The sequence below is a fragment of the Streptomyces sp. NPDC090499 genome (genome assembly GCF_044769305.1).
In the GTDB taxonomy this organism is placed as follows: Bacteria; Actinomycetota; Actinomycetes; order Streptomycetales; family Streptomycetaceae; genus Streptomyces.
The window spans coordinates 1-25,929 of the sequence record NZ_JBIVXP010000040.1 but is presented as its reverse complement, the minus strand read 5'-3'; the positions used below and the strand labels follow the sequence as shown (position 1 = coordinate 25,929).

The following is a 25,929-nucleotide window of genomic DNA, read 5'->3' as shown; positions in this document are numbered from 1 at the left end:
TCCAAGACGATCGTGGCCGTCAACAAGGACGCCGAGGCCCCGATCTTCGAGCTGGTCGACTTCGGCGTGGTCGGCGACCTCTTCGACGTCGTCCCCCAGCTCACCGCAGAGATCAAACGGTGAGCACTGCTGCCGGGCCGGAGTGGGCAGGCCAGGGGGAGCGGAGTGATGGTCAGGCGCGCGAATCCGCGCGCTGATCAGGATTAGGTGCGCTTGCTGGTCCGGACCGAGAACGTCGGGGCACTCCGCACGCACGTCCATCACCGATCGCAGCTCCCGGCACGCACAGGCTGATCTGCGTGTGCCCGGGGCTGCGACGGAGGACGGCGGATGAGGGCAGGGCCTCGCCACCGGGACGGCAGTGCGGGCCGCCCGTACACGGGCGGCCCGCACTGCCGACGGGTGACCTCTTCCGGCAAGCCCATTCCTCTCGAGGACCAGCCTTTGCACCGACCACCTCGCGTCGACCGGGGAACGCCGCCCGGCCGACGCGAGGTGGTCGTCGTCAGTCGTACGTGTAGAAGCCGCGCTTCGTCTTCCGGCCCAGCCACCCCATCCGCACATACTGCTTGAGCAGCGGCGGCGGCCAGTACTTGGGGTCGCGGTACTCCTCGTACATGCGCGCGGCCATGTCGTGGACGATGTCCAGGCCGATCAGGTCGCTGAGCCTGAAGGGCCCCATCGGGTGGTTGAAGCCGAGCCGGAGGACCGCGTCGATGTCCTCCATCGAGGCCACACCGCGTTCGAAGGCACGGATGGCGTCGAGCAGGAACGGCACCACGAGCAGGTTGCCGATGAAGCCGGGACCGTCCTTGATGACCACCGGCGACTTGCCCAGGGCCTTGGACAGCTCGACGGCCGCCTGGATGGTCTCCTCGCTCGTCGCCGGAGTCCGGATGACCTCGACCAGGTCCATCAGAGGGACCGGGTTGAAGAAGTGCAGGCCGACAACGCGCTCGGGAGCGGAGGTCTCGGCCGCCATGATCACCAGGGGGATGGTCGAGGTGTTCGAGGCGAGGACGGCGGTGGGGGAGGCGTGGCGCTCGAAGTCGCGGAACAGCTCGCGCTTGAGGTCGACGTCCTCGAACGCCGCGTCGATCACGATGTCGGCTCCGGCGATGGCCGTCCGGTCCGTGCTGGTGCGGAGGCGGGCGAGCGCCTGGGCGGCCTGTTCTTCGGTGAACCTCCCCTTCGAGACGAACTTCGCGAGCCCGGCGGCGATTCGTGCCCGGCCGGCCTCGACGGCCTGCTCGTCCCGCTCGATGCCGACGACGTCGAAGCCGAGCGGGACGGCCGTCTGTGCGATGCCGGCCCCCATGGTGCCCAGGCCGACGATTGCGAGTGTCTTGAACTCCACGCGCATTCCTTGTCTTGTCTTCGGGTGCTTCCGGAGCACACTCGGGCGCTTCTAGAGCACAGGCGTCTTGGCGGCTTGGGCGGTTTCGACGTCGCCGGTGGCGGTGCCGACGAGCTTGCGCCGTAGTATCTTGCCCGTCGGCGTGGTCGGGAGTTCCTGCAGGAAGACGATGTCGTCGGGGGTCTTCGAACTGCGCAACCGTCCGCGCACGAACTCGCGCAGGACGTCGGCATCCGGCCGCACGCCGGGCTTGACGACCACGAACGCGCCGATGCGCTGCCCCCACTCGTCGTCGGGGATGCCAGCCACGGCGACCTCCGCGACCCACTGGTGCTCGGCGAGCACGTTCTCGATCTCCGAGGGGGCGATGTTCTCGCCGCCGCGGATGATGGTGTCGTCGGACCGGCCCTCGACGAAGACGAAGCCGTCCGCGTCCACGTGGCCGCGATCCCGCGTGGGGAACCAGCCATCGCCGTCCAGGCGGCTGCCGGCCTCCAGGTACTCGCCCGCCACCTGCGGGCCGCGCACCACGATGTCGCCGACCGCGCCGGGAGGACACGGCCGCCCGTCCGCGTCATGGACCTCGATCTCCACGCTCGGCAGCGCGCGGCCGACAGACGCCAGCCTTGCGCGCACGGCCGGATCGTCGCTCGCGACGGCCGCGCGATGGTCGTCGGGACCCAGCACCGCGATGGAGGAGGCGGTCTCGGTAAGGCCGTAGGCGTTGACGAAACCTGTACCGGGAAACAGCCGCAGCGCCTCCACCAGTACCGGCGTGGCGATCTTCGCGCCGCCGTACGACAGCGACCGCAGCGTGGAAGGGCCGTGCTCGCCGGCACGGACGAGCTCGTCGACGATGCGCACGAGCATGGTCGGCACCACCATCGCGTGCGTGACCTCCTGGGTCCGCACGCGATGCAGCCACTCGGTGGCACTGAAGTGGTCGAGGTACACGATCCGGCGGCCGGCGTACAGGTTGGAGAGCAGGTTCGCGACGGCGGCGATGTGGTACGGCGGCACGCTGACGACGGTCGCGTCGCTCGCCTCGGCCGACGCGAACTCGACGGAGCCGAAGATGTACGACGTAAGGTGCCGGTGCCGCAGTACCGCGCTCTTCGGGGCGGCGGTCGTCCCGCTCGTCATGAGCAGCACGGCGATCGAGTCGGGATCCGGGTCGGCGGGCTCGGACGCGCGATCGGCGGCGACGGCCGTCTGCTCGGTGAACTCCTCCAGCGTCAAGGTCGTCATGCCCCGCACCCGGTGGGGCGAGTCGGTGATCACCATCGGCTTGGCCTGTCGGCCGAGGACGTCGTCCAGCTGCTCGGCGCTCAGCCGGTAGTTGACCGGCAGGAACGGCACACCGGCGTAGGCCGAGGCGAACAGCGCGACCGGGAAAGCGGGACCGTTGCCACCGAGGAAGACGACCGTGCCGGCCTCGGCGGCCCGGACGAGGTCCGCGCCCGCGCGCGCCCTCCGGCCGAGTTCGCGGGCGGTCAGGCCGTCCTCGCGGTCGCCGATCAGGACCCGGTCGGGCATCCCCTCGACCACCATGTCGAGGAGCATCGTGAGGTTCATCGCGGGTGCAATCCGTTCAGTCGGACGCCGGCAGCGCCTTGGCCGCCTTCTGCGTGAGTTCGCGGTCGTCGAAGGTCAGAGGGCCGATCCCGGCCTTGGTGCACAACACCTCGATGCCGCTGCTGTCGTCCGTGTACCGTTTGCCCAGCTGGATCGGCGGACCCTCGCTCGACTGCGGCGTGGCGGGAACAGGGGCCGTCGCGCTCATCTCCGCGCCGGCGCACATCAATACTTTGGGGCTGTCGGAACCCTTGACGACGATGACCTCGCACGTCGAGTTCTGTCCGCGCAGCCGATTGCCGACCTGCAAGCTCACATCGTCCTCCTCGGCGACGGGCACGGCTTGGGAACTGCTCATGTCGTCCCTCCCTCCGAGCGGCCGGAGGTCACCTGAACGGGACGCTTCAACACCCATACCGTAAGGCATATAGTACAGGGGTCAAGAGGCATGCCGACAGGTATGACGTGCTGCGTCTGCCGGGCGTCCGTGATGTCGCCTCGGGCCCGGCCGCACTCCAAGGAGCTGTGATGTCCGATCCCATCAGCATCGTTCGAGCATTCTGTGGCCTCATGCAGCAGCGCGACTCCGAGGCGCTGCGGCCGTTCCTCGCCGACGACGCCGTCTACCAGAACACCGGAATGCCCGCCTGCGTAGGCGCCGACGAGATCCTCAAGGACCTCGCGCGTCAGTTCGCCGCCTTCCCGGATTCCTACGCGTACGAGGTCGTGAACGTCGCGAGCGCCGGCGAGGTGGTGCTGACCGAACGGCTGGACATGATCCGCACGCCGTCAGGAGTGCAGGGCGTGCCGGTCATGGGCGCGTTCGTCGTGCGTGACGGACGTATTGCGCGCTGGACCGACTACTGGGACACCAGGCTGCCGGGGAAGATGATCCAGGGCGAGGACGTCTCGTCCCTCGTCCCCGCCAAGTACTGACACGGTCTGCGGCGGGCGGGCCGGTGCCAACGGCTGCGACTCCAGCCCGTCCGGCGCGCCCTGACGCAAGCGGCGGATCCCGTCGGTCATCTCGCCGCCAGGGTGCCCCGGACCTCGGCTGCGCGGACGAACTCTGCCCCGCAGTCGAGCTGCCCTCGCGCTGCTCCACCGGTTCAGGCACCTCGCCGCCCGCTGGGAACGCCGATCCGGACCCGTCGACGCCTGCGCCGTGCTGACCTGCGCCCTTGGTTACGGGAGACGCCTGAAGAAGCACCGACTGTGCACGGGAGGTGAGGCATTGGGGCAAGCGCTTGCGGTGGGACGGGGGGTGTCGACTGGTTGATCCGATGCTGAAGAACCCTGGTATTTCAAGCCATGTTGGGCCTATCTTGGCGCCCGGCGATCGCGCCAGTCGCGTCGCTCTCATGGCATGTGGTGAATGCCCGGCGCTGTGCGCGCCCGGCCCCGGTCGGACCGCGCCGCGCCATCACCCACCTTCCTCAGGAGTTCTCGTGCATTCGCACCCCTTCCCGGCATCCTCCGGTGACTCATCCGCAAGGCATCCCGCGCACGACACCGTGCAATCTCAAAGGGTGGATCGACTCCGCGAGACCACGCATCGACTTCAGCGCACGTTTGTTCTCGTCAACGCGACCCCTTTCGTCACCGGTATCGCGCTGGCCTGTTTCACGAAAATCCCTGCACTTTCCGTGTACGGGAAGATCACTTTTGGCCTGGTGTGGGGGCTGCTGCAGTGTGGCGTCTTCGTCGCCACCGCCTGGTCGTACGACAGCCGAAGCCGGCGTTCCTGTGATCCGATTGCAGAGTCTCTGACGGTCCATGAGCTTCGGTCCGGCCCGTCGGGTTTCTTCACAGACAACAGACCGTGGCGGTAAAGCTGTGAAATTTGACCTTTTGAGTGCGGCTTTTCTGAACCCGGTGGGTTCAAGTGCGCGACGTTCCGTCATCTTCGCCCTGCTGCTCTTCATTGCGGCATCCCTGCTGTGGGTTTTCACCCTCGCCGCAGCGGAGGACAACAGCCCGGAAAAGCTGTACTTGGCCGACCGGTCCCTGTCCCCTGTCTTCAACGGATTTGCCATGGCGGGCGAGCAGATCACGGTAATTTCCCTGTTGGCGGTGTGCGGGAGTATCTCTCTCTTCGGCTACGACGCCTTCACGTATGCTGTTGACAGTTTGGTAGCTCTCGGCATCCTGGTGCTCTTTGCCCAGAAGATACGGAACAGTGGCCAGTACACTCTCGCCGGCCTGTTCTCCCTTCGCGCGCCGGGTCCAAAGCCCCGAATCGCAGCGACCGCGGTGACGTTGGCGATCGCCATTCCCGTTCTCATGGTCCAACTGCGGACCGCCGGCATCAGCACCGCACTCTTGATCGGCACCACGTCCGACGAGGCCGAGGTGCTGTGCACAGTGCTGGTGGGCTGCCTCGTCGCTTGCTTCGCCACTGTCGCCGGTCTCAGGGGAACCAGCTTCATGCACGTGGCCAAGGTGGTGATCACCTTTGCGACACTCTCCGTGCTTGCGCTACTGACTCTCAGAAGGTTCGAGTGGAGTCCAGCGAAGGTGGTCGCAGCCGCGGTAAAGCAGAGCACATCGCCAGGAAACTATCTGAGCCCGGGACTCTGGCGATACTCGGGGACCTTCGGACCGCTCAACTCATTCGGAACGCATATCGTCCTTGTTCTCGGCACGGCGATGATGCCGCACATCATTCTGCGCGTCAGCGCATCTCGAAACGGACGCACGGCGCGGCGATCCATGAGTATTGCCACTGGGCTGGTCGGAATTTTCGTTCTCCTTCTGATCGTCACAGGATTTTCCGCGGCGGCAGTGGTGGGCGGCGCGAACATCGGAGGGTTGGATGTGTCAGGGCAGTCGGCTCTGATCCAACTCGCATCCAGCCTGCTCCGCGCTGACTCGATGGGGCAGATCGTTCTCATCACGGCCATGGCGGCTGTGGTCTTCTTCGTCATCCTTACGGCTGTCACCAGCGTGACCTTTGCAGCTGCCGTCTCACTCGCGCATGACCTGTTCGCGAGTGGGTCGCGTCGTCGCGGTGACTCCGCTGAGCTGCGTGTGCTGCGCCTGACTGCCGCTGTCGTGTGTGTTGTGGGCCTGTCGTTGGCAGCGGCGACCCATCGTTATCCGGCGGAATTCCTTACCACCTTCTCGTTGAGCGTAGCTGCCTCGTGTATTTGTCCGGCGTTGGTCTACTCGTTCTTCTGGGCCAAGTTCAATGGCAGAGGTCTGCTGTGGTCCGTCTATGGGGGCCTGCTGTTGTGTGTTGTCCTCCAGGTCTCGTCGTCCACTGTTTCCGGGAGCTCGTTCGCGCTGTGGCCCGGGGCTCATTTCAACTGGTATCCGTTCCAAACCCCAGGAATTGTCTCGGTGCCTGCGGCCTTCTTCCTCGGGTGGCTCGGCTCTGCTTCCGGTAGAGAAGGCTCGGAAGTCGACTTCCGGAGCTTCGAACGGAAACTCTTGACGGGAGTGGAAACCAGCCCGCAAGCAGCTGATGCGTCGCGGTTGGAATAATGGACTGCTGACGTCGATTGCGTGAGCGGTGCCGATGCGTAATACCCGGACTCTGGGGTGTACGGGCGGGGTCCCGCCCGACCGACCCCAAGCACGGCCCGTCGGCATGCCGCCACCCTTACGATGGGCAGTCTGCCGCGTTCTCTGTTCTGACGACCCGTAGCTCGGGTTCCGTTCGCCGCGCTGTGCGGGAAGCCGCACCACGCCCGCATCCGGCGGCGAGATCCTCGCTCGATCATGCGGTGGTGCTGTGGTTCCCCGATCCCAGTCCTGAGCCGATGACTCTCTTCATCTGCCGATCGGTCACACCGCTCTGCCCGGTGGAGACAACTGCGCCTCAAGGGCTCGCGCAGTTCCTCCTCGTCGCCAGCCTGGTCCTGGCACCGGATCCTCTGCGAGGTCTGCTTCGTGGTAGGTCTCCAGGGATGATCCGCCGGATTTTGGCGGTAGTGGTCAGTCGGCGGAGAGCTGGGTCGGAAACCGGCCGGAGGCACTAAGGTCCTGCGGGGTCTGGGATGGGGGCGACGAGCATGGTGACCCGCGTGCGGCAGGTCGAGTACAGCGGGACAGATGGCCAGCGAGGCCCCCAGGCAATGCGGTTGAGATGTTAGACATCTCGATCGACAGCCCGGGGGCCTCGCTCCTTGCGCTATGTGAGCCTTCACCTGGTCGATAGCCGTGAGGCTTCGCCCCCCGCGTTCCGGCCGACGTGCCGCTGCTACTGACCGACCCGCTGCTCGCGGGCGTAGGCGTCGAGGCGGGCGAGTTCCTTGGCGTGGATGAGGTGCAACCTGCGCGGTGCGATGATCCGCTCGACGAAGCCGGCGACGCCGCTCTCGCCGTCAAAGCCGGAGGTGATGTTCACCAGCGTCTGCTCGCCTTGCGGGGTCACGGTGAACGTCGTGACGAGGCCGGAGTCGTTGGTGTCGGTCTGGACCAGGGTTCGGCCCGGCTCCGGCTCGGTGACCAGCATCCGGAGCTCTCGCACACCCCCAGCAAAGTCGATCTTGAATCGGACGACACTGCCCGCGCCCACGCCGCCCTCCTCGACCTGGAAGTCGTAGAAGGGGCGCGGCAGAAGACGGGCGTGAAGGTGCATGTCTGCCAGGTACTGGTAAACCTCGTCCGCGGGAGCGTCGATGGTGCGCTCGGCGGATCCGACGACGATGTGAGCCATGGGTCTGGCCTCCGTGTTCGTGGGTTGAATCGCTGGTTTCTGCCTGTAGCCGAGTGTGGGCTCGGTGTTTGGTTCAGGCCGTCTTGATGGTGGCGCCGTCGATGGCGGTGCGGACCGGGCCGGGGGGACGGTGTTCACGCGCACGCCCGGCGGGCCGAACTCCTCGGCCAGGGACTTGCCGAGCGTGGCGAGGGCGCCTCGACGGTGCTGTAGCCGGCCGCTCCGTGACGCTCGATCAGGCTGGGCAAGGGCTGCGCGGGTGGCGCGGACGGTGGCGAGCGCGTTGGTGTCGGGGCGGTGGTCCCTTTCGCGGCGCTCAGATCCGCCGACACGGCACGGGTGCCGGTCTCCGTCAGGCTCATGAGGCTCCCCCGATGCGTATGAGTCTAATCTTTCAAGACATATCTATCATGAGTTGAAGCAGTTTGCTAGTCTGGAACCATGGTGATGACGAAGGCGCAGTCTGAAGCGCAGTGGGAGCTGGACAAGCTGGTGCGTGACCTCGACATGCAGAGCAATGCGCGCATGCGTGAATGGGTGGCCGGGCTCGGACTGACCGTCGCGCAGGCCTCGGCCCTGCGCGAGATGGCCGGCCCGATGACCATGCGTGAGCTGGCCGAGCGGATGAGCTGCGAACCGTCCAATGCCACCTTCGTGATCGACAAGCTGGAGGCGCTGCAACTGATAGAGCGCCGTCCCAACCCTGCCGACCGCCGGGTCAGGCGGCTTGTCCTGACTCCAGCAGGCGCTGAACTGCGGAAACGGCTGATGAAGGTGCTGAGCGAGGAACCCCTGTTCGCCGGCTTGACGCAGGACGAGCAGGGCGCGCTGCAGGGCCTGCTCAAGCGGGCCCTTTTCCGTGCTGAAGTTCTCCCGCCCTGACGGTGCCGGTGGGTGTGTGAGGGTGCCGGACGGCCTGGGTCTGGGATGGAGCAGCCTCCCGTCGAGTGGCACCGGTAGGCGTGGCCGCGTGCGGCTGGCGCTACGCCTCGCCGTCATCTCCGTCCGCCGATGGCTCCGCGATGGGGGGCGATGCCCCCCGCTTGCGCTTAGCGGCCCGGGAAGCTGATGTGGTCTAACTGGAGCGGCGGCAGGTGCGAGAGCAGGTCGTCAGCCACGGGCGGGATATCGGCCGCGAGTTGCTCGGCGGCGCGGGGGTCGAGGTGCAGCCGAGGCGGAAGCGCTGCTCCAGTTCGCCCGGACCAGGCGCGGAGGTGAACCGGCTGCAACGGTGGACGAACCTGGTCATCGGACGGGAGATCGACCGGCATGAGCCGGAACCCGGTGGGTGCTGAACAGCCCGAACGGCCTGAATCGCCGAACCGGCACAGGGGTCGCTGAGCTGCCGTCAGAAACCGTTGGTCATCCATGCAGGCCTGGCGGGCCGCTTTCGAGGGGTGGTCATCGTGTGGATACCCTTGGATGCTCTAACGGTAATATTTACCGTAGTTGCAATGGGAATCCCTGCTGTTGATCATGCACTTTCAAAGGAGAGCGTCATGCAGGACAGGACACTCGGAAGCCAGGGGCTTACCAGCTCGGCGATCGGCTACGGTGCGATGGGCCTCACGATGGCTTACGGCCCCACCGACGAGCAGGAGGGCATCGCCGCCATCCAGCGCGCCCACGAGCTGGGGGTCACCCACTTCGACACCGCCGAGCTCTACGGCATGGGCACCGGCTCCAACGAGATCCTGCTCGGCAGGGCGGTCAAGGACTTCCGCGACGAAGTGGTGCTTGCCACCAAGTTCGGCCGCGACATGTCCGGCCGGTCGGAGCGGGCTTCCGGCTGCGACAGCCGCCCCGAGAACGTCCGCAAGGTCGCCGACAACAGCCTGCGCTACCTCGGCGTGGATCACATCGACGTCTTCTACCAGCACCGAGTGGACCCGGACGTGCCCATCGAGGAGGTGGCCGGCACGGTCAAGGAGCTGATCGAGGCGGGCAAGGTGAAGTACTTCGGGCTGAGCGAGGCCGGCCCGCAGACCATCCGCCGTGCGCACGCCGTCCAGCCCGTCTCGGTCCTGCAGACCGAGTACTCGCTGTTCGAGCGGGACGTCGAGGAGCTCTTCCCGGTCCTGGACGAACTCGGCATCGGTTTCGTCGCCTACTCGCCGCTCGGTCGCGGCTTCATCACCGGCACGGCCAAGCCGGCCGACCAGTACGACAGGACCGATATGCGCAGCGCCCACGACGAGCGCTGGCGGCCCGGCAACTTCGAGAAGAACGTCGAAGCCGTCGATCGGCTCGCCGACCTCGCCGCCGGCAAGGGCATCACCGTCGCCCAGTTGGCCCTGGCCTGGCTGCTCAGCCGCGGTGAGCACATCGTGCCGATCCCCGGCACCCGCAGCCCGAAGCGCATGGAGGAGAACGCCGCGGCAGCAGACGTCACCCTGACCGCGGCCGACCTCGCCGCGATCGACGAGATCCTGCCCAACGGCGGCTCCGGTGCCCGCTACCCCGAGGGGCATGTGCCCACCTGGGTCTGACACCCACCCCGGGCCCCACCCGCCCCCTGCCGTACACATCGCCGGGACCCTCGCCCGCAGGACCCCGGCGGTGTGTGCCCGGTCGCCGCCCGAGTGCCGGCAGGGGGCCCGACGAAGAGCCCTTCGACGCCGTCTCGGCGCGCGCGGACCGACGCGGTGGACCGCTGCCTGGCAGCGGTCGGCCCGGACTGCCGACCCGGGGCGGCAGTCCTCGGTATCCACCTGCTGGACCGGCGTCCAGGGCCAACCGGCCCTGCAGAAGCCGCTCCGCGCGCCACAGCAACGCCGATCACCACGGAGGGCGAAGCTCCGGGTCTCACGGTCGAGCGGAACGCCCGGCGAGCATCGAGCCGCCGTCGCTCAGCCGCACTCCTCACCGACGATGGCGAGACCCTGGCGGGTGAGGTCGGCCAGATTCTGTTCCCGGTCTCCGACGGGCTTCGCGGCGACGCGGAGGACGGCGAGGAAGACCGCGGCGAGGAACCGGGCGCGCAGCACGCGGTCCGGCCCGGCGAGGAGGCGCAGGCCGATGGCTTCCGCCAACTCCAGTTCACCCGCGGCGAAGACAGCGGCCGCCGCCCCACCGAGGGCGGGATGGCGGAGCACCTCCCGGTACCGCCCCTCCCGCACCGGGTCGACAGGGTGCACGACGGCGAATTCCTCGGCGGCACGGACGAACGCGGTCGCCGGCGTCTCATCCGCGGGACGGGCGCGGAAGAGGCCGACCAGCGCGGCGATACGCACCTGGTCACCATGCAGCAGCGCCTGTTCCTTGCCTGCGAAGTAGTTGGAGAAGGTGCGCCTGGAGACGAAGGCCTCGTCGGCGATGGCCTCCACCGTCAGCTTTTCGAGGCCGTGCTCAAAGGTGAGGCGTAGGGCCGCTTCATGCAGCGCCTGACGGGTCGCCGCTTTCTTGCGCTCGCGCAGGCCGGGGGGCGTCTCAGAGGTCACGTTCCGCAGCATACGCGTGACCGGAAAAAATTCCCATAGAGAAAAGTTGCGCTATGCGCAGCTTTTCTGGGAGGCTGGAAACCGACGACCACGTGCGGGCAACTCGTGTCGCGCACCACCGATCTCCCCACGGAGCCCCGACCATGTCCCACGCCCTTTCCCGAACCGCCGACGACAGGGGGGCCACGGCGTCGCCGCCGAAGGCCAACGCCGTCGTCGCGGCCCTGGCCTTCGGCGGAATCGTGTACTCGCTGATGCAGAGCCTGGTGATCCCGATCGTCCCGGACCTGCCGAAGCTTCTGGGCGCTTCGGCATCGAACACTTCCTGGGCCGTCACCGCCACGCTGCTCGCGGCCGCCGTCGCCACCCCGGTGACGGGCCGGCTGGGAGACATGATCGGCAAGCGCCGCATGATCCTGGTCAGCCTGGTCATGCTGGTGGCCGGTTCGGTCACCGCCGCCCTCAGCGACTCCTTGATCCCGCTGGTCGTCGGCCGGGCGTTGCAGGGGCTGGCCGCCGGCATCGTCCCGCTCGGCATCAGCATCATGCGCGACGAACTGCCCCCGGAGCGGCTCGGCTCCGCCACCGCGCTGATGAGCGCCTCCCTCGGTGTGGGCGGTGCCTTCGGCCTGCCCGCCGCCGCGGCCATCGCCGAGCACTTCGACTGGCACACGCTGTTCTGGTCCTCGGCCGCCGTCGGTGCCGTCGCCATCGTCCTCGTGCTTCTCCTGGTACCGGAGTCGAAGGTGCGCACCGGCGGACGCTTCGACGTCGTCGGCGCCATGGGTATGGCGGCCGGCCTGGTCAGCCTGCTCCTCGCCGTCTCCAAGGGCGGGGACTGGGGCTGGACCAGCGGCACCACCCTCGGCCTATTCGCCGCGGCCGTCGTGGTCCTGCTGCTGTGGGGCTTGTTCGAACTGCGTGTCAAGGAGCCGTTGGTGGACCTGCGTACCACGGCGCGCCGTCAGGTGCTGTTCACCAACATCGCATCGATCGCCGTCGGCTTCGGCATGTTCACGATGATGCTGGTCCTTCCGCAGCTCATGCAGTTGCCCGCGGCGACCGGCTACGGTCTGGGCAAGCCGCTGCTCACCGCCGGCCTGGTCATGGCACCTATGGGCCTGGTGATGATGGCGATGGCCCCGGTCTCCGCCCTCGTCTCCAAGACCAAGGGCCCGAAGACGACACTGATGATCGGCGCCCTGATCGTGACCGCCGGATACGGCCTGGCCATCGTGCTGATGTCCGAGGTGTGGCAGTTCGTGCTGGTGGCCTGCGTCATCGGCGCCGGTATCGGCTTCACCTTCGGCGCCATGCCGGCACTCATCATGGGCGCGGTGCCCGCGTCCGAGACGGGCGCGGCGAACAGCCTCAACACCCTGATGCGGTCCATCGGGACGTCGACCGCCAGCGCGATCGCCGCCGTGATCCTCTCGCAGATGACCACCACCTTCGGCGCCACCGCCCTGCCGTCGGAGAACGGCTTCAAGACGGTCCTGGCCGTCGGCGCCGGCGCCGGCCTCCTCGCCTTCGTCCTCGCCTCCTTCATCCCGCGCCGCCGCCCCGCGGCCGCGCCGGGTGGCAACATGCCCGGTGCCGCTGCGGAGGGCCCGGCAACCGAGCCCTCGACGGCCTCGGACCCGGTCGCGTCACCGGCAATCCCGAACGCGGCGCCGGTGGCGGCATCAGCCGTCGCGACCGCCTTGAGCCGGGGGATCCCGATCAGCGGACGCGTCCACGGCGCGGAGAAGGCCCCCGTGGCCGGAGCCGCGCTGACACTGATCTCGCCGGAAGGCCGCCAGCTGGGCCGCTCGGTCGCGCGAGCCGACGGCGCGTACGGCGTCGACGCGCCTGGCGCCGGATCGTACGTCCTGATCGCCTCCGCACACGGCTATCAGCCGCAGGCCACGACAGTGGCCGTGAGCGACGAGCCGGTGACGTACGACATCCTGCTCAGCGGCACCAGCTCGCTGGCCGGTGTGGTGCGCTCCTCCGACAGCGGGGACCCGATCGCTGCGGCCACGGTCATCGTGACCGACGACCGCGGGGACGTTCTGGCCGGCGAACAGACCGGCCCCTTCGGCGAGTTCAGCGTCACCGACCTGGTGCCGGGGCCGGTGACCCTCGCGATCACCTCCCCCAAGCACCGGCCGCTGGCCCGGCTCGTCGAGATCGGCGCCGTCGGCGTCACGCGCATAGAGGTCGAGTTGCTTCCCGGGGCCTATCTGCGCGGCACGGTGCGGGGCGGGGGCGTGCCACTCGGCGACGCCAGCGTCACCTTGGTCGACGCGGTCGGCAACGTGGTCGCCACCACGCGCACCGGCAGCGACGGGGCGTATGCCTTCTCCGACCTGGGCAGCGGCGACTACACCGTCATCGCGACCGGATATCCGCCGCGGACGACCGAGGTCGCCGTCGCCGGGCGCGACCTCGAAGGCCTGGACCTCGAACTCGCTCACGCCGACGACTAGTTGTTCTGTCCATAGAGGTTGGTGACGGACGGCACGGCTAGGTGGTCTTGAACGAGTGAGGGCCTTCCGGCTTCGGTGTGGATTGCGACATCTCCACCGAGTACCGAGAAGGCCCTCTTGCCCCACCGTAATGCACCTCTGACCGAGACCGGCCGTCTGCGCCTGGCCCGCTGCGTGGTCGAGGACGGCTGGCCCCTGCGCCGTGCCGCCGAACGTTTCCAGGTCTCACCGACCACAGCCCAGCGATGGGCCGACCGCTACCGCCAACTCGGCGAGCCGGGTATGACCGACCGCTCCTCCCGACCGCACTCCAGCCCGCGCAGCACACCGACCCGCACCGAGCGGCGGATCATCAAGGTCCGCGTCCTGCGCCGCTGGGGACCGGCCCGCATCGCGCACCTGCTTCACCTGGTGCCCTCGACCGTGCACCGTGTGCTGACCCGCTACGGCCTGGCCCGCCTGGCACACCTGGACCGGGCAACAGGCCGTGTCATACGCCGTTACGAACGCGACCGCCCCGGCGAATTGGTCCACGTCGACATCAAGAAGCTCGGCAACATCCCCGACGGCGGCGGCCACAAGGTCCTCGGCCGGCAAGCAGGCCGCAAGACCCGCGCCAACACCGGCTACAGCTACCTGCACACCGCCGTCGACGACCACTCCCGCCTGGCCTACAGCGAGATCCACACGGACGAGAAGAAAGAGACCGCCACCGGCTTCTGGACGCGCGCCCAGGCGTTCTACACCGGCTGCGGGGTCACCGTCGAACGGGTCCTGACCGACAACGGCGCCTGCTACCGCTCACGCGACTGGCGAGACCTGCTGACAGCGGCCGGGATCACCCACAAACGAACCCGGCCCTACCGGCCCCAGACCAACGGCAAGGTCGAACGCTTCAACCGCACACTGCTCGACGAATGGGCCTACGCCCGCCCCTACCGCTCCGAACAGGAACGACGCGACGCCTTCCCCGAATGGCTGCACACCTACAATCACCACCGCGGACACACCGCGCTGAAAGGCCAACCACCCGCCAGCCGCGTCCCCAACCTCACAGGGCAATACACCTAGGGCGTGCCGCCCGGTGTCAGGGGAGTGCCGTCCGCCGTTGCCCGTCCGTTGGTCATCGGCCCTTCCACTGCGGGGTGCGCTTCTCCGCGAAGGCGCGAGCGCCTTCGAGCGCGTCCTCGCTCTCGAACACCTTCGGGTGTTCGGCTGCCTGTGCCGCACGCGCGGCGGTGACGCCATCGGTGAACGCCAAGCGCATCAGCTTCTTCGTCGCGAGGACGCCCAGCGGGCCGTTCTCGCCGATGCGGCGGGCGAACTCCAGCGCGACGCCGACCACGTCCTCGGCCGGGACCACGGAGTTCACGAGCCCGAGCGCGCACGCGCGCTCGGCGTCGATCAGATCCCCGGTGAGGCCGAGTTCCAGGGCGATCGCGAGCGGGATGCGGCCGGGCAACGTGATTCCGCCGCCGGCGGCGAACAGGCCACGCTTGACCTCCGGGACACCGAATCTGGCCTTGTCCGAGGCGACGACGACATCGCAGTTGAGCAGGAGTTCGAACCCTCCAGCGACGGCGGTGGCGTTCGCGGCGCCGATTACGGGCTTGGGGTACTCGCCGTGGCTGAACATCCTGAAATGCGTGTCGTCGGACTGTGGCCCGGAGGGATCGGAACGGGCGGCGAACGCCTTCAGGTCCATGCCAGCGCAGAACGCCCGGTCGCCCGCGCCGGTCAGCACCACCGCGCGCACCCCGTCGTCGTCGAGGCAGTCCCGCAGTGCCAGTGAGAGTTCGGTGATCAGGCCCGGGCTCAGGGCGTTGCGCTGATCCGGCCGATTCAGCGTGAGGATCTCGACGGATCCTTCATGACGTCGGAGCAGATCCATGTCGACCGCCTTCCGGCAGGTGCATCGATGACGGGTGTGGACTGCGGCGGCCGAGAGAGCACTGCTGCCTGTGTTCAATCCAGTAGGAAATGCGGTAATGCTTTCGGTAAGCTACCACCGAGCATATGGCAGGACAACGGCGGAGTGGGGTGCTGCCATGGGGCAGGTGAAAGGGGGCGCCGAGTGCGTAGAGCACTGGGGCGCGGTCGACCTTGCTTCGGAGCGGCCGAGATACCAGGGTCGTTGACAGGCCGCCCGCTCCGTCGGGGGGTACGACCAGATCGTGGTAAGCCCTCGTGGCGGCGTTAAAGTAGAGACTTACCGTAGGGCATGCCGAGTGGCCCAGCTGATACGGTGCCGGTTTCGGAGCGTCCATAGCGCGGACTCGGTCGACACTCGGGCCGGGTCGGTGGGGTGGTGAAAAGGAGGAGCAGCGTGCCCAAGGCCGATTCCACGGGGACTCGCAAGCGTCGTCAGCGCAACTCGATCAACGCGGAGGACATTGTCGCCGGTGCCTTCGAGGTCGCGCGACGCACCTCGCTCGAGCAGTTGAGCATGCCGGTCCTCGCCGAGCATCTGGATGTCGGGGTCACCAGCATCTACTGGTACTTCCGGAAGAAGGAGGAACTGCTCAACGCGATGACGGACGTCGCCGTCGACAAGTTCATCCGGCTGATGCCCGAGATCGGCGTCGACGACACCTGGCAGGAGATGCTGGCGTCGCACTTCCGCGCGTACCGCGACATTCACCGCGAGGACGAGGTTCTCTCGGATCTGATGTTCCTGCGCACCTCGACCTACAGCCGTGACGCGACCCACCGCGTCATGGAAATGACCGAGTCGATGGTGGCGACGCTGATCGCGGGCGGGTTCACTCCCGACAACGCGATGAAGGTCTACAACGTGATCAGCCTGTACACCCGCGGCGCGATCACCCAGGAGCGCATCCTTCGGCTGGCCAACGCACCGACCGTCGACGTCGCACGCCAGCGCCGCATGACGGACTGGTCCAGCCTGCCGGTCCTGGACGGCTTGATCGACCGCCATCCGATCTCCGGGACGAGCGACGAGGACTTCGAATTCGGCGTGGCGCGCCTGGTCTGTGGATTCGAGGTGCTCCTGCGGGAGCAGAGCGAGCGGCCCCGCAGGACGTCGCGTGGATCGACGCCGGCGCAGAGCACGCGGACCGGCCGCACGGGCGCGACGACCCCCCGTAAGGCCGCGGCGCGCAAATCCGGAACCTGAGGCCAGGAGACCTGCAGGCGCCCGGCCGGGATTCCCGGCCGGGCGCCTGCACGTGCCCGCTACTTGCGGGTCGCGGCCGGGTCCCACTTCAGGGGGAGGTTGTTCAGCCCCATCATCGTGCTCCGGTTCTCGGTGAACGGGATGTCGGGATCCACCTCGTACACGGGAATGCGCTTGTGCCACTCTTCGTAGGCGATCGCCAGCTCCCGCCGTGCGAGGTGTGAGCCGAGGCAGCGGTGGGGTCCCGCCCCGAACGCCAGATGCGAGATGTCGGAGCGGTCGAAGTCGACTGCCGCGGCGTCAGGGAAGTGCTGCTCGTCCCGGTTGCCGGCCGGCAGGCTGAGGACGAACCGCTGGCCCTTCTTCACCGGGCAGCCGTCCACTTCGGCGTCGGCCACCGCCGTCCGCGTGATGGCCACGACCGAGTAGGTCCGCAGCAGCTCCTCGACCGCGTTGGGGATGACGGCCGGGTCGGCCACCACCCGATCCCGGTCGGCCGGGTGGCTCGCCAGGTGGTGGAAGCCGTAGCCGAGCGACGCGGTGACCGTGTCGAGGCCGGCCTCGAACAACAGGAGATAGAAGGAGAGAAGGTCCTCGTGCGGGATCGGCTCGCCGTCTATCTGCCAGTCCATGGCGCGCGAGATGAGGTCAGTGCCGCGCTCCTCGGCCGGCGTCTTCCTGCGCTCCTCGAGGATCTCGGACAGGTATGCGGTGACCTCGGTCTGGGCCTGGATGACGGCCTGGTGCTGCTCGGCCGGGTCCGTCGACCTCGGGTGCAGGATGTCGGTCTCCCACGCGATGAACTGGTCCAGCTTTTCGACCGGCAGGCCGATGATGTGCTCGAGGAAGATCGCGGTCGGGAACCTGAGCGCGAACTCCTGGACGAAATCGCAGTGACCGCGATCGATGAACCCGTCGATGAGCTCGTTGACGCGCGCGCGAAGGGAGTCCTCCAGCCGGGCGACGGCGCCGGGTGAGAACGAGGAGGCGAGCAGCCTGCGCCACTTCACGTGGATCGGGCCGTCGACCGTTTGCGGCACGAGGGCGAAGTGCGCCTCCTCGGAGCTGGAAGGGTCGTGGGGCTTGCTGTGGAAGACATCGGCGCGCTGGGCGACTTCCTGTACCAGGTCGTAGGTGGTGTAGATGATCTCGCCACTGCTCAGCGTGTGCGCCGGGCCGGACTCCCGCAGGGTGTCCAGTTCTGCGTAACCCGCGAGCGGTTCGCGGTCCCCGCCGAACAACACGATGTCACTGTAGGGGCACCGTTGTGCGATCAGCGTGTCCCGCTCATCCGCGTCGCTCGTGGTGTGCTCCGTCTGCGCCATGTCGCTCCTTTGCGCCGTCGCGTCTGTGGAACATGCGTACTGTTGGCTGTCCCGTGATGCTTACGGTAATAACTCCTGCCGTTTGCCACAATGGGCTGACGACGGATCCTCTGGGTGGGTACGGCAAAGGCTCACCCGGCCGTGACTAATGCAGCCGAGGCCGGAGAGCAACGCTGGAACGGCCCTTGACGGCCGACCACCACACACCGGCGCCGTAGGCGAGGTCGTCGAGGCGGCGCGCGACGCCGTACCGGAGCGGGTCCACAGCGGCGCCTTGGCCCAGGTATTCCAGTGAGACGTCGGCGACGGCGGCCACTGCGGTGACCCGGCGTACGCGGCGCGAGACCGCGCAGCCGACCGCTGTGACGGGCCACCAGTGCCGGGTGACCAGAGCGGACGTCTGGGCGAGCGCGCCGAGCGCTCCCATGGCCGTCAGCGAGGAGGCCAGCCGCACCGGGTGCTGTGTGCCGTCCAGCTTCCGGGAGATCCGCAGGACGGTCGTCGCGCCGACGGCGCCGGCCACCGGCAGCGACCACCGGCGTTGGGCGAGCAGGGCGAGCACGAAGGCGGCGCTCCAGGGGGCGAGGACCGCGGGTGCGATGAACTCGGGGTGGCGTTCGGCGAGCGGATGCGCTCCCGTCCCGTAGGCGGCCTTGCGCCGGAACCAGTCCCCGAGGCGCCCGCGGTGCTCATGGGCGGCGTGGACCGACGGCTCGTAGCGCACCCGCAGGCCGCCCTTGATGACGCGCCAGACGATGTCCACGTCCTCGCCGATTCTCAGCCGCTCGTCGAAGCCGTCGGCCAGAGCGTCCACGCGCGCCACGGTGCAGGCAGTGGACGCCCAGGCGACGGGCGTCCCGGGCCGCACCTGGGCGGGACGCGTGCCCAGGTCGAGCGAGGAGCGGGTGTGCTCGTACCGCCCGATCCAGGTGTCGGACCCGGGTGACTCGACGAGCCCGGTGATCCGGGGGACGGCCATGGCGACCAGGGGATCGGAGAAGTGCCGCAGGAGCGTCGGGACCGTGTCCGGGGGCAGGACGACGTCGGAGTCGACGAAGACCACGTACGGTGTCTCGACCAGGCGAAGACCGGCGTTACGGGCGCCGGCGGGACCGACGTTGACGTCCAGGGGGACGAAGCGCGCGCCATGTCGTGCGGCGACCGCCTCGACCGGCGCGCGGCGCGAGGAGGCGTCGTCGACCACGATCACCGGAACACCCGGTCCGATGCCGGCGAGCAGACGGTCGAGTTCGCGCGGGCGGTCCCGGACCGGCACGACGACCGTGTACCTGGGATCAGGCGGCAGCGGCAGATCGCGGACGACCGGGTGCGCGAGACCCGCCTCCAGGAGCCGGTCCGCCAGGACGGCGCCCGCCCGGTCCCGCACGTGGACCGTGCGACCGGTCAGCAGCGGACGCGCCCGCGCGGTCAGGCGCAGCATGCGCACCGGGAAACCGCCGAGGAGGGTGCGGCCGCCGTCCAGGACGCGGGTGTCGCGATCGAGGGTCACCGCGAACCCGATGGGCAGTGTCATCTTCCGGCCGCCTTGCTGTCAGGCCCGATGGCCGGCTCCTGAGCCAGGAGGCGGCCGCGGTCGTCCGTCGTTCCGGTGGTGATGAGGCCGACGAGCCTGGACACCATGGTCCGCACATGCCGGTGGCCCTCCTCGGCCGAGGAGCCGGCCGGGTCGCCGAGGACGCCCGAGGGCGAGACGGCTCTGACGCCGTGCGCCGTCAGCAGTGGCATCAGGACGTGCAACGGTCGGGTGTCGCCGGCGACGGCCTCGGTGATCCGCACGTCCTCGGGGGCGAGGTGCAGCATGAGCGAGGTCTCTGTCCGGCCGGCGTGCGCGTCGCCCGCCGCGACGCCGCATCCGGCCCAGGAGACGGCGTGTCCTTCGGCGCGCAGTTGGCCGACGGCCGCGTCCAGGGTGGCGGTGTTGCCGCCGTGGCCGTTCACGAAGACGACGCGGCCGGCCCACAGCGACAGCGAGCGCACGGTTTCGACGATCACGGCGTGCAGGGCCTCGTGTCCGAGCGAGACGGTGCCGGGGAAACCGGCGTGCTCGCCGCTGGCGCCGTAGGCGATCACCGGTGCCACCAGGGGTGGCCGGGTGAGGCGGACGGCCAGTTCTTCGGCCGTCCGCCGGGCGACCGACTCGGCGATGACGCTGTCGGTGTTCAGCGGCAGATGCGGCCCGTGCTGCTCGGTCGAGCCGATCGGCACGAGGACCAGGCTGCCCTCCGGCACGGTCGGCCAGGTCCGGTGCGCCAACAGACCTGGCTGCGCGCCGGGTTGTCGTGCTGTCGTCACCCGGCGACCGCGTCCTGTACGTCGGCGTCCGTGCCGCCGAGGGTGAGGACGAACCCCGGAGGGATTACCAGGTCGTCCGGGGACAGGTCGTGCACGGACGAGCGGCCCAGACCCAGCACGGCGGAGTCGAGCCCGCCGCGCAGGATGTCCAGCACGTTCTCCACCCCGGCCTGACCGTTGGCCGCCAGGCCCCACAGGTAGGCGCGCCCGATCAGGACGGCCCGCGCGCCGAGCGCCAGCGCCTTCGCCACGTCGCCGCCGCGCCGGACGCCGCCGTCGAGCAGGACCTCGATGTGATCGCCGACGGCGTCCACGATCGGCGGCAGGATCCGGATGGTGGCGGGGGTGGTGTCGAGGTTGTTCCCGCCGTGGTTGGACACCGAGACGGCCGACACACCGGCGTCGACGGCCCGCTTCGCGTCGTCCACCCGGCTCACGCCCTTGAGCAGGAAGGGGCCGTCCCACTCCTTCCGCAGCCAGGCGACGTCCTCCCAGGTGGGCGGGGTGGTCTGCATCCACTCGCCGTAGGCGCCGAAGAAGTTCGGGGCTTCACCGCCGACGGGCCGGAGGTTGGGGACCGTGAGGTCGGGGAGCCGGCCGGAGCGCACGTACGTCCACAGCCAGCCGGGGCGTGGCAGCACGTCGGGAGCGAACTTCGCCATGGTCCGCAGGTCGAGCTTGTCCGGGATCGTCGGGCTTCCCCAGTCACGGCCGTGGGAGAAGGACCAGTCGAGAGTGACGATGAGGGCCTTGGCGCCCGCGGCCCGGGCCCGGTCCATGCGCTGCACCATGGTGTCCCGGGAGCCGCTCCAGTACAGCTGGAAGAAGGTGTCGGCGTTGGCCGCGACGACTTCCTCGACCGGCTTGCTGGCGAACGAGCTCAGCCCCATGATGACGCCCCGGTTCGCCGCGGCCCGCGCGACCGCGACCTCCCCCTCCGGATGCACGGCCTGCACACCGGTGGGCGAGATCAGGACGGGGAACGCCGTCGGGATGCCGAGTACGGTCGTGCTCAGGTCGCGTTCCGCCTGATGGCCCACGACGTGCGGGGCGAAGCCGAGTTCGGCGAAGGCCGCGGCGTTGGCGCCGATCGTACGGCCGCGCTCGGAGCCCGCGATCAGCGCTCCGTAGACGGAACCGGGCAGACGTTTCTTCGCCCGGCGCTGTGCCTCGGCGACCGATTCGAACCAGGGGTTCTGGCGCATGCGTCAACTCTTCTCGTGCAGGGTCGATGGGGTGTCGGTGAGCCGCAGCCCGGCCAGGGGGTCCTCCGCGCAGTCGCTGACGGGAGGGCGGGCCAGGTCCTTGCGGCGGGTCGGCAGAGGCAGGTCGACCGGCCGCCGCCGGGAATGATCCTGGGCGGGTCGCGGCAGCTCGGCCCGGTCCGTCGGGCGCCTGGCCAGCAGTTCCTCCCCGTACCCCTGGACGCATTCGGGGTCGGGTCCGTCCAGCGGCAGCCCGGTGAAGAACTTGGCGGCCATGCAGCCGCCCTTGCAGGTGTCGTAGAACCCGCACGAGGCGCAGGCGCCGCCGGTCTGCGGCGAACGCAGGTCGTTGAACAGCTCGGATTCCCGCCAGACCGCGGTGAAACCGCCGCTGTCGCGGACGTTCCCGGCCAGGAACTCCTCATGGATCGCGAAGGGACACGCGTACACGTCCCCCACCGGGTCGATCAGGCACACCACCCGGCCGGCGCCGCACAGATTGAGGCCGGGCAGTGCCTGACCGTAGGCGGACAGATGGAAGAACGAGTCACCGGTCAGGACGGACTCGCCGTGTGCCATCAGCCAGTCGTACAGCTCGCGCTGCTGCTCCTGGGTGGGATGCAGATCGTCCCAGACATCGGCACCCCGGCCGGACGGACGCAGCCGCGTGAGCCGCAACTGTGCGCCGTAGCGGTCGGCGAGGGCCTTGAACTCGTCCAACTGGGGGATGTTGTGCCGGGTGCACACGACCGAGAGCTTGAAGTTCCGCATCCCGGCCTCGGCGAGGTTCTCCATGGCGCGCAACGCCGTCGCGTACGAACCGGGCCCGCGTACCGCGTCGTTGACCTCCGGGGTGGCCCCGTCGAGCGAGATCTGTACGTCGACGTAGTCGTTCCGGGCCAGCCGGCGGGCCGTCTCGGGTGTGATGCGGACGCCGTTGGTGGAGAACTTCACCCCGACGTGATGGCTGGTGGCGTAGTCCAGGAGCTCCCAGAAGTCGGCGCGCACGGTGGGCTCGCCGCCGCCGATGTTGACATAGAAGACCTGCATGGCCTCCAGCTCGTCGATGACGGCCTTGGCCTCCTCCGTGCTCAGCTCGCGGGGGTCGCGCCGTCCGGAGCTGGAGAGGCAGTGGGTGCAGGACAGATTGCAGGCGTAGGTGAGTTCCCAGGTCAGGCAGATCGGCGCGTCGAGACCGAACTCGAACAGGTCGACCAGCCGTTGGGTGCCCTGCGCGGGCGGTGCCGGTGCGGTCATGGGGCGGCCCTTTCGACGACCATCGACGACCCGGCGAGGGCGCTCAGGGCCGCTGTGAAACGGGGGAGTTCGGTGGCGCCGACACCGGCCTCGGAGCAGGCGGCGCGGACGGTGGGCGCGTGCGGCAGGGCCCGCAGGACGGCGAGCAGACGGCGGTCCTTGACGAACGACAGCCGACGGGTCCCGAAGTGGTAGAGCAACGCGCCGAAGGGTTCCGGACGCACCGAGACCTGCGGATGCAGGTCCCAGGCGTGGTCGATGTCCATGGCGGGCACGACGGTCCCTGCCCGCCTAGTAGACGCCGCACATGCCGTCGATCGAGACCTCCTCGATGAGGTCATCGGCCTCGATCAGCGACTCGGGGGCCGTGACGGCCTCGGCACCGGGCTCGACCTCGGCCTCGGGGGTCGCGTCCGGGGAGATGGTGGGGAGCGTGCTCATGCTGACCTCCTCGACGACCGAGGCGGTGCCATCTGCCTGGCGGCCTCGACCTCACGGTAATATTTACCGTAAAGCTAATGGCACATGGTGCCAAAAGGGAAGGGGCCTGCACCGTGCAGATGAACCGCCCTGTCCGTCGACCTGACGTCATCGTGGTGGGGGCCGGCGCCGCAGGTGCCTCGCTGGCAGCGAGACTCAGCGAGGACCCCGACCGTTCCGTGCTGGTGCTGGAAGCAGGACCGGTGCCACGTGAGCGGTCGGAATTCCCGCCGGAGTTGCTCGACGCCCGGCTTGTCCCCGGGGCGTGGGCCGAGTGCGGTGCCGTTCGGCATCACCCGGTCCGTCTCGTGCCGGAGCGGCCCTACTCTGTCCCGCGTGGGCGCATCCTCGGCGGCTCCACCACCGTGAACGGTGGCTATTTCGTGCGGGCCCGGCGTGCGGACTTCGACCGTTGGGCGGCGGCGGGCGGGGCGGACTGGTCGTACGACCGGATGCTTCCGTTGCTCCGCTCCCTGGAGAACGATCTTGATCACGGTGCCGACGCCGTGCACGGAGACCGCGGTCCGGTACGGGTCACGCGGACGAATCTGCGGCACCCTGCCGTGGTGGCTTTCGGGGACGCGGCCCGTGAACTGGGTCTGCCGCCCGAGCCCGACAAGAACGCCCAGGACCCGCCCGGCTTCGGCCCGGTCCCGACGAACACAGTGGACGGCCTGCGGGTCAACACCGGCATCAGCTATCTCCTGGGCGCCTTCAACAGAGCCAACCTGGCCGTGACGGGCGACTCTCCGGTCCAGCAGGTCGTCGTCCGCCGGGGCCGGGCCGTCGGAGTCGTCGTCGAACATGGCGGTCGCTCCGAGACGCTGGAAGCCGGCGAGGTCGTGCTCTGCGCGGGAGCCTTCGCCTCCGCGCGCCTGCTGCACCGGTCGGGCATCGGCCCGGGCGCCGTACTGACGAAGGCGGGCATACCTGTCATGCTGGACGCTCCCGCGGTGGGAACCCGGTTCAGCGACCATCCCCAGGTAGTGCTGGAGTGGGCGCCCCGCGGCGCACTTGCCGAACCAATGGGCTCCTGGCTCGGCGGCGCCCTGCACACGTCGTCGTCCCATGGATCGTATCCGGGTGACCTGGAGATCCTGCAGTCGCTCGTCCCGATGGCCGGCCTGACCACCGCACGCACGACCGTTCCGGGCGCGGCACCGGCGTTCCTGGTCTCCGCGCAGACGCCCCGCAGGAGCGGTCGCCTGCGCACGAGGACGGCGGACGTGACGGAGATCGACTACGGCTATCTCCGCACGGCCGGCGACCGGCGCCGCATGCGCGAGGCGGTCCGCGTCACCGCGGCCCTGGCCGGCACGGCGGCGTTCGGGGAAATGTCCTCGGGCCTGCTGGAACCAGACCCCGCGATCCTGGAGGACGACGATCTCCTCGACCGCTGGATCCGGGCTCGTCTCGGTACGGCTCAGCACACGTGCGGCACGGTCCCCATGGGCCCGGCGGCCGATCCCGGCGCCGCCGTCGACGGCCATGGCAGGGTGTACGGGGTTCGCGCGCTCAGGGTGGCGGACACCTCGATCCTGCCCACGGCCCCGCTGCGCGGCCCGGCCGCCACCGCGGTCCTCATCGGGGAGTTCGTGGCCCGTGCGATGCGGGACGACGTGGACTGAGGCCGCCGGTGGCGGTCACCCTGAGGAGGCGCCGTGCGGCGGCGGGGGAGTGGGTGCCGGCAGGGAGCCGAGGCCGGTGCCGACCTGTTCGATGGTCCGGCGCAAGAGGTACGGCAGATCGGTTCCCGGCTCGCTCAGCCAGTGCTCGTACGCCGCCACGGCCGCGGCCAGAAGGGTGTGGCCGACGAGCCGGGGCACCATGTCCGTCGGCGGCAGGCCGGTGCGTGCGGCGACGATTTCGGCGATGGTCGCCCGCCAGGATGCATATCGAAGGGTCGCGTCGGCCTGCAGTGTCGGCACCCGCAGGATGAGCTGCATGCGCTGTCGATGCCAGGGCACCTCGACGGGATCGAAGTGGTTGAACGTCACGATGGCGTCGCGGAGCGCGTCGACGGCTGGTGTGTCAGCGGCGGTCGCCGCCAACAGCTCCCGCAGCCTACGCAGATGCCCCTCGAAGTCGCCCCACACCAGATCGTTCTTGGAGGAGAAATAGCGGAAGAAGGTACGGCGACCGATGCCCGCGGCCGCGGCGATGTCGTCCACCGTGGTGTTGTCGAACCCCCGCGTGGCGAACAGTTCGAATCCGATCCGTTCCAGTTCGGCCCGCGAGGTCACCCGAGGCCTTCCTGTCCTCATCTTCTCGGCCTCGGCCGTCGCGTCGCCGGGCGGTGGCTTCACGCGGACTCCTTCAAGGGCAGGGCGCCACGACCAACCCCGTGCGACGAGGTTACGCTCTCGGCGTCCACGTCGTGACTCAGGCCTGGACTCCCGGAACACCAGGGCCGGTGCCTGTAGCCGTCTTCGGCGAGGCTGTATCGGCCGGCGGTTCTGTCTCCAGCGGGCCATACCCGGCGTCGATGAACAGGGTGCGTGAGCCCGGTGTCTCCGCGGGGGAGGGTCTGGTTGCCCGGCAGTGATTGTGCCTTAAAAGGCTATGAATATATCTATCATGATTTGAAAGAGACTTGCTAGTCTGGGCCACAGACAACGGACACCCTTCGAAAGGGAGATGTCGTGAGCAACGAAAGCCTGGCCAACCTCTTGAGGGAGGAGCGACGCTTCGCGCCGCCCGCTGACCT

Annotated in this window: 23 protein-coding genes and 2 pseudogenes; 10 read left to right on the top strand and 15 right to left on the bottom strand. The window is 68.8% G+C overall.

What is annotated here, in order from left to right; genetic code table 11:
- A pseudogene (locus ACIQVL_RS51125) lies at positions 1–123 on the top strand (electron transfer flavoprotein subunit alpha/FixB family protein); the annotation flags it as partial.
- Positions 124–505: 382 nt separating this feature from the next.
- Here ACIQVL_RS51125 and ACIQVL_RS51120 read toward each other — a convergent pair.
- From ACIQVL_RS51120 to ACIQVL_RS51110, 3 genes are read right to left on the bottom strand one after another with little or no spacing between them, the layout of a single operon-like run.
- Positions 506–1,357 (bottom strand): 3-hydroxyacyl-CoA dehydrogenase family protein, encoded by an 852-nt coding sequence (locus tag ACIQVL_RS51120; RefSeq protein WP_403479250.1) that lies wholly within the window; start codon positions 1,355–1,357, stop codon positions 506–508.
- A gap of 51 nt (positions 1,358–1,408) precedes the next feature.
- Positions 1,409–2,932 carry a class I adenylate-forming enzyme family protein gene (locus ACIQVL_RS51115; protein ID WP_403479249.1) on the bottom strand — a complete coding sequence of 508 codons (1,524 nt, stop codon included), beginning with the start codon at positions 2,930–2,932 and terminating at the stop codon, positions 1,409–1,411.
- A gap of 16 nt (positions 2,933–2,948) precedes the next feature.
- Positions 2,949–3,290 carry a hypothetical protein gene (locus ACIQVL_RS51110; protein ID WP_403479248.1) on the bottom strand — a complete coding sequence of 114 codons (342 nt, stop codon included), beginning with the start codon at positions 3,288–3,290 and terminating at the stop codon, positions 2,949–2,951.
- Positions 3,291–3,460: 170 nt separating this feature from the next.
- On the opposite strand from ACIQVL_RS51110, the gene ACIQVL_RS51105 reads away from it, so the two are divergent.
- The 3 genes from ACIQVL_RS51105 (at position 3,461) to ACIQVL_RS51095 (ending at position 6,418) form a co-directional block, all read left to right on the top strand.
- Positions 3,461–3,868: a limonene-1,2-epoxide hydrolase family protein gene (locus ACIQVL_RS51105; RefSeq protein ID WP_403479247.1), complete on the top strand. Its 408-nt coding sequence runs from the start codon at positions 3,461–3,463 to the stop codon at positions 3,866–3,868.
- Between the two features lie 347 nt (positions 3,869–4,215).
- A complete protein-coding gene (locus tag ACIQVL_RS51100; RefSeq protein ID WP_403479246.1) occupies positions 4,216–4,764 on the top strand; it encodes a DUF485 domain-containing protein in 549 nt (182 codons plus the stop codon).
- Positions 4,709–6,418, top strand: coding sequence for a transporter (locus tag ACIQVL_RS51095; RefSeq protein ID WP_403479245.1), 1,710 nt, complete (start codon positions 4,709–4,711; stop codon positions 6,416–6,418). The genes ACIQVL_RS51100 and ACIQVL_RS51095 overlap by 56 nt, the downstream gene beginning before the upstream one ends.
- Before the next feature lie 718 nt (positions 6,419–7,136).
- Here ACIQVL_RS51095 and ACIQVL_RS51090 read toward each other — a convergent pair.
- Together ACIQVL_RS51090 and ACIQVL_RS51085 are read right to left on the bottom strand one after the other, a co-directional pair.
- The gene (locus ACIQVL_RS51090; RefSeq protein ID WP_403479244.1) at positions 7,137–7,595 is read right to left on the bottom strand and encodes an SRPBCC family protein; all 459 of its coding nucleotides are present in this window, start codon (positions 7,593–7,595) and stop codon (positions 7,137–7,139) included.
- A 100-nt stretch (positions 7,596–7,695) separates the two neighbouring features.
- A pseudogene (locus ACIQVL_RS51085) lies at positions 7,696–7,790 on the bottom strand (SDR family oxidoreductase); the annotation flags it as partial.
- 252 nt (positions 7,791–8,042) lie between these two features.
- Here ACIQVL_RS51085 and ACIQVL_RS51080 point away from each other — a divergent pair.
- Together ACIQVL_RS51080 and ACIQVL_RS51075 are read left to right on the top strand one after the other, a co-directional pair.
- Positions 8,043–8,477, top strand: a complete 435-nt coding sequence (locus ACIQVL_RS51080) for a MarR family winged helix-turn-helix transcriptional regulator (protein WP_403479251.1) — start codon at positions 8,043–8,045, stop codon at positions 8,475–8,477.
- 617 nt (positions 8,478–9,094) lie between these two features.
- Positions 9,095–10,084, top strand: coding sequence for an aldo/keto reductase (locus ACIQVL_RS51075; protein WP_403479243.1), 990 nt, complete (start codon positions 9,095–9,097; stop codon positions 10,082–10,084).
- Between the two features lie 360 nt (positions 10,085–10,444).
- Here ACIQVL_RS51075 and ACIQVL_RS51070 read toward each other — a convergent pair whose 3' ends face one another.
- Positions 10,445–11,035: a TetR/AcrR family transcriptional regulator gene (locus tag ACIQVL_RS51070; protein ID WP_403479242.1), complete on the bottom strand. Its 591-nt coding sequence runs from the start codon at positions 11,033–11,035 to the stop codon at positions 10,445–10,447.
- 143 nt (positions 11,036–11,178) lie between these two features.
- Here ACIQVL_RS51070 and ACIQVL_RS51065 point away from each other — a divergent pair, with 143 nt between their 5' ends.
- Positions 11,179–13,506, top strand: coding sequence for an MFS transporter (locus ACIQVL_RS51065; protein ID WP_403479241.1), 2,328 nt, complete (start codon positions 11,179–11,181; stop codon positions 13,504–13,506).
- A 117-nt stretch (positions 13,507–13,623) separates the two neighbouring features.
- Positions 13,624–14,577: an IS481 family transposase gene (locus ACIQVL_RS51060; protein ID WP_403479240.1), complete on the top strand. Its 954-nt coding sequence runs from the start codon at positions 13,624–13,626 to the stop codon at positions 14,575–14,577.
- Between the two features lie 52 nt (positions 14,578–14,629).
- Here ACIQVL_RS51060 and ACIQVL_RS51055 read toward each other — a convergent pair whose 3' ends face one another.
- Positions 14,630–15,397: an enoyl-CoA hydratase-related protein gene (locus ACIQVL_RS51055; protein ID WP_403479239.1), complete on the bottom strand. Its 768-nt coding sequence runs from the start codon at positions 15,395–15,397 to the stop codon at positions 14,630–14,632.
- A 435-nt stretch (positions 15,398–15,832) separates the two neighbouring features.
- On the opposite strand from ACIQVL_RS51055, the gene ACIQVL_RS51050 reads away from it, so the two are divergent.
- Positions 15,833–16,642 carry a TetR/AcrR family transcriptional regulator gene (locus ACIQVL_RS51050; protein ID WP_403479238.1) on the top strand — a complete coding sequence of 270 codons (810 nt, stop codon included), beginning with the start codon at positions 15,833–15,835 and terminating at the stop codon, positions 16,640–16,642.
- Positions 16,643–16,701: 59 nt separating this feature from the next.
- Here ACIQVL_RS51050 and ACIQVL_RS51045 read toward each other — a convergent pair whose 3' ends face one another.
- The 7 genes from ACIQVL_RS51045 to mftA all read right to left on the bottom strand — a co-directional run bounded on the left by ACIQVL_RS51045 (position 16,702) and on the right by mftA (position 23,183).
- Complete coding sequence (locus tag ACIQVL_RS51045; protein ID WP_403479237.1) at positions 16,702–17,967, bottom strand: cytochrome P450; 1,266 nt, start codon at positions 17,965–17,967, stop codon at positions 16,702–16,704.
- 145 nt (positions 17,968–18,112) lie between these two features.
- On the bottom strand, positions 18,113–19,501 hold the full coding sequence (gene mftF, locus ACIQVL_RS51040) for a mycofactocin biosynthesis glycosyltransferase MftF (protein WP_403479236.1): 1,389 nt from the start codon (positions 19,499–19,501) through the stop codon (positions 18,113–18,115).
- Positions 19,498–20,241 carry a mycofactocin biosynthesis peptidyl-dipeptidase MftE gene (gene mftE, locus ACIQVL_RS51035; protein WP_403479235.1) on the bottom strand — a complete coding sequence of 248 codons (744 nt, stop codon included), beginning with the start codon at positions 20,239–20,241 and terminating at the stop codon, positions 19,498–19,500. Before mftE ends, mftF begins: the two co-directional genes overlap by 4 nt.
- A 35-nt stretch (positions 20,242–20,276) precedes the next feature.
- Entirely contained in the window at positions 20,277–21,485 is a 1,209-nt protein-coding gene (gene mftD / locus ACIQVL_RS51030; protein WP_403479234.1) for a pre-mycofactocin synthase MftD, read from the bottom strand.
- A 3-nt stretch (positions 21,486–21,488) separates the two neighbouring features.
- Positions 21,489–22,742: a mycofactocin radical SAM maturase gene (gene mftC / locus ACIQVL_RS51025; protein ID WP_403479233.1), complete on the bottom strand. Its 1,254-nt coding sequence runs from the start codon at positions 22,740–22,742 to the stop codon at positions 21,489–21,491.
- Entirely contained in the window at positions 22,739–23,008 is a 270-nt protein-coding gene (gene mftB / locus ACIQVL_RS51020) for a mycofactocin biosynthesis chaperone MftB (RefSeq protein WP_403479232.1), read from the bottom strand. The genes mftC and mftB overlap by 4 nt, the downstream gene beginning before the upstream one ends.
- 25 nt (positions 23,009–23,033) lie before the next feature.
- The gene (mftA, locus tag ACIQVL_RS51015) at positions 23,034–23,183 is read right to left on the bottom strand and encodes a mycofactocin precursor MftA (RefSeq protein ID WP_403479231.1); all 150 of its coding nucleotides are present in this window, start codon (positions 23,181–23,183) and stop codon (positions 23,034–23,036) included.
- 119 nt (positions 23,184–23,302) lie between these two features.
- Here mftA and mftG point away from each other — a divergent pair, with 119 nt between their 5' ends.
- Positions 23,303–24,850 (top strand): mycofactocin system GMC family oxidoreductase MftG, encoded by a 1,548-nt coding sequence (gene mftG, locus ACIQVL_RS51010; RefSeq protein WP_403479230.1) that lies wholly within the window; start codon positions 23,303–23,305, stop codon positions 24,848–24,850.
- 15 nt (positions 24,851–24,865) lie between these two features.
- Here the strand turns inward: mftG and mftR are convergent, their stop codons facing one another.
- A complete protein-coding gene (gene mftR / locus ACIQVL_RS51005; protein ID WP_403479229.1) occupies positions 24,866–25,528 on the bottom strand; it encodes a mycofactocin system transcriptional regulator in 663 nt (220 codons plus the stop codon).
- Positions 25,529–25,929 lie beyond the last annotated feature (401 nt).

Bases quoted from the DNA above. Each gene is read 5' to 3' on its own strand.
- ACIQVL_RS51115 (WP_403479249.1), bottom strand. From the start codon at position 2,932: ATGAACCTCACGATGCTCCTCGACATGGTGGTCGAGGGGATGCCCGAC.
- ACIQVL_RS51110 (WP_403479248.1), bottom strand. From the start codon at position 3,290: ATGAGCAGTTCCCAAGCCGTGCCCGTCGCCGAGGAGGACGATGTGAGC.
- ACIQVL_RS51105 (WP_403479247.1), top strand. From the start codon at position 3,461: ATGTCCGATCCCATCAGCATCGTTCGAGCATTCTGTGGCCTCATGCAG.
- ACIQVL_RS51100 (WP_403479246.1), top strand. From the start codon at position 4,216: ATGCTGAAGAACCCTGGTATTTCAAGCCATGTTGGGCCTATCTTGGCG.
- ACIQVL_RS51095 (WP_403479245.1), top strand. From the start codon at position 4,709: ATGAGCTTCGGTCCGGCCCGTCGGGTTTCTTCACAGACAACAGACCGT.
- ACIQVL_RS51090 (WP_403479244.1), bottom strand. From the start codon at position 7,595: ATGGCTCACATCGTCGTCGGATCCGCCGAGCGCACCATCGACGCTCCC.
- ACIQVL_RS51080 (WP_403479251.1), top strand. From the start codon at position 8,043: ATGACGAAGGCGCAGTCTGAAGCGCAGTGGGAGCTGGACAAGCTGGTG.
- ACIQVL_RS51075 (WP_403479243.1), top strand. From the start codon at position 9,095: ATGCAGGACAGGACACTCGGAAGCCAGGGGCTTACCAGCTCGGCGATC.
- ACIQVL_RS51065 (WP_403479241.1), top strand. From the start codon at position 11,179: ATGTCCCACGCCCTTTCCCGAACCGCCGACGACAGGGGGGCCACGGCG.
- ACIQVL_RS51055 (WP_403479239.1), bottom strand. From the start codon at position 15,397: ATGGATCTGCTCCGACGTCATGAAGGATCCGTCGAGATCCTCACGCTG.
- ACIQVL_RS51045 (WP_403479237.1), bottom strand. From the start codon at position 17,967: ATGGCGCAGACGGAGCACACCACGAGCGACGCGGATGAGCGGGACACG.
- mftF (WP_403479236.1), bottom strand. From the start codon at position 19,501: ATGACACTGCCCATCGGGTTCGCGGTGACCCTCGATCGCGACACCCGC.
- mftD (WP_403479234.1), bottom strand. From the start codon at position 21,485: ATGCGCCAGAACCCCTGGTTCGAATCGGTCGCCGAGGCACAGCGCCGG.
- mftC (WP_403479233.1), bottom strand. From the start codon at position 22,742: ATGACCGCACCGGCACCGCCCGCGCAGGGCACCCAACGGCTGGTCGAC.
- mftB (WP_403479232.1), bottom strand. From the start codon at position 23,008: ATGGACATCGACCACGCCTGGGACCTGCATCCGCAGGTCTCGGTGCGT.
- mftA (WP_403479231.1), bottom strand. From the start codon at position 23,183: ATGAGCACGCTCCCCACCATCTCCCCGGACGCGACCCCCGAGGCCGAG.
- mftG (WP_403479230.1), top strand. From the start codon at position 23,303: ATGAACCGCCCTGTCCGTCGACCTGACGTCATCGTGGTGGGGGCCGGC.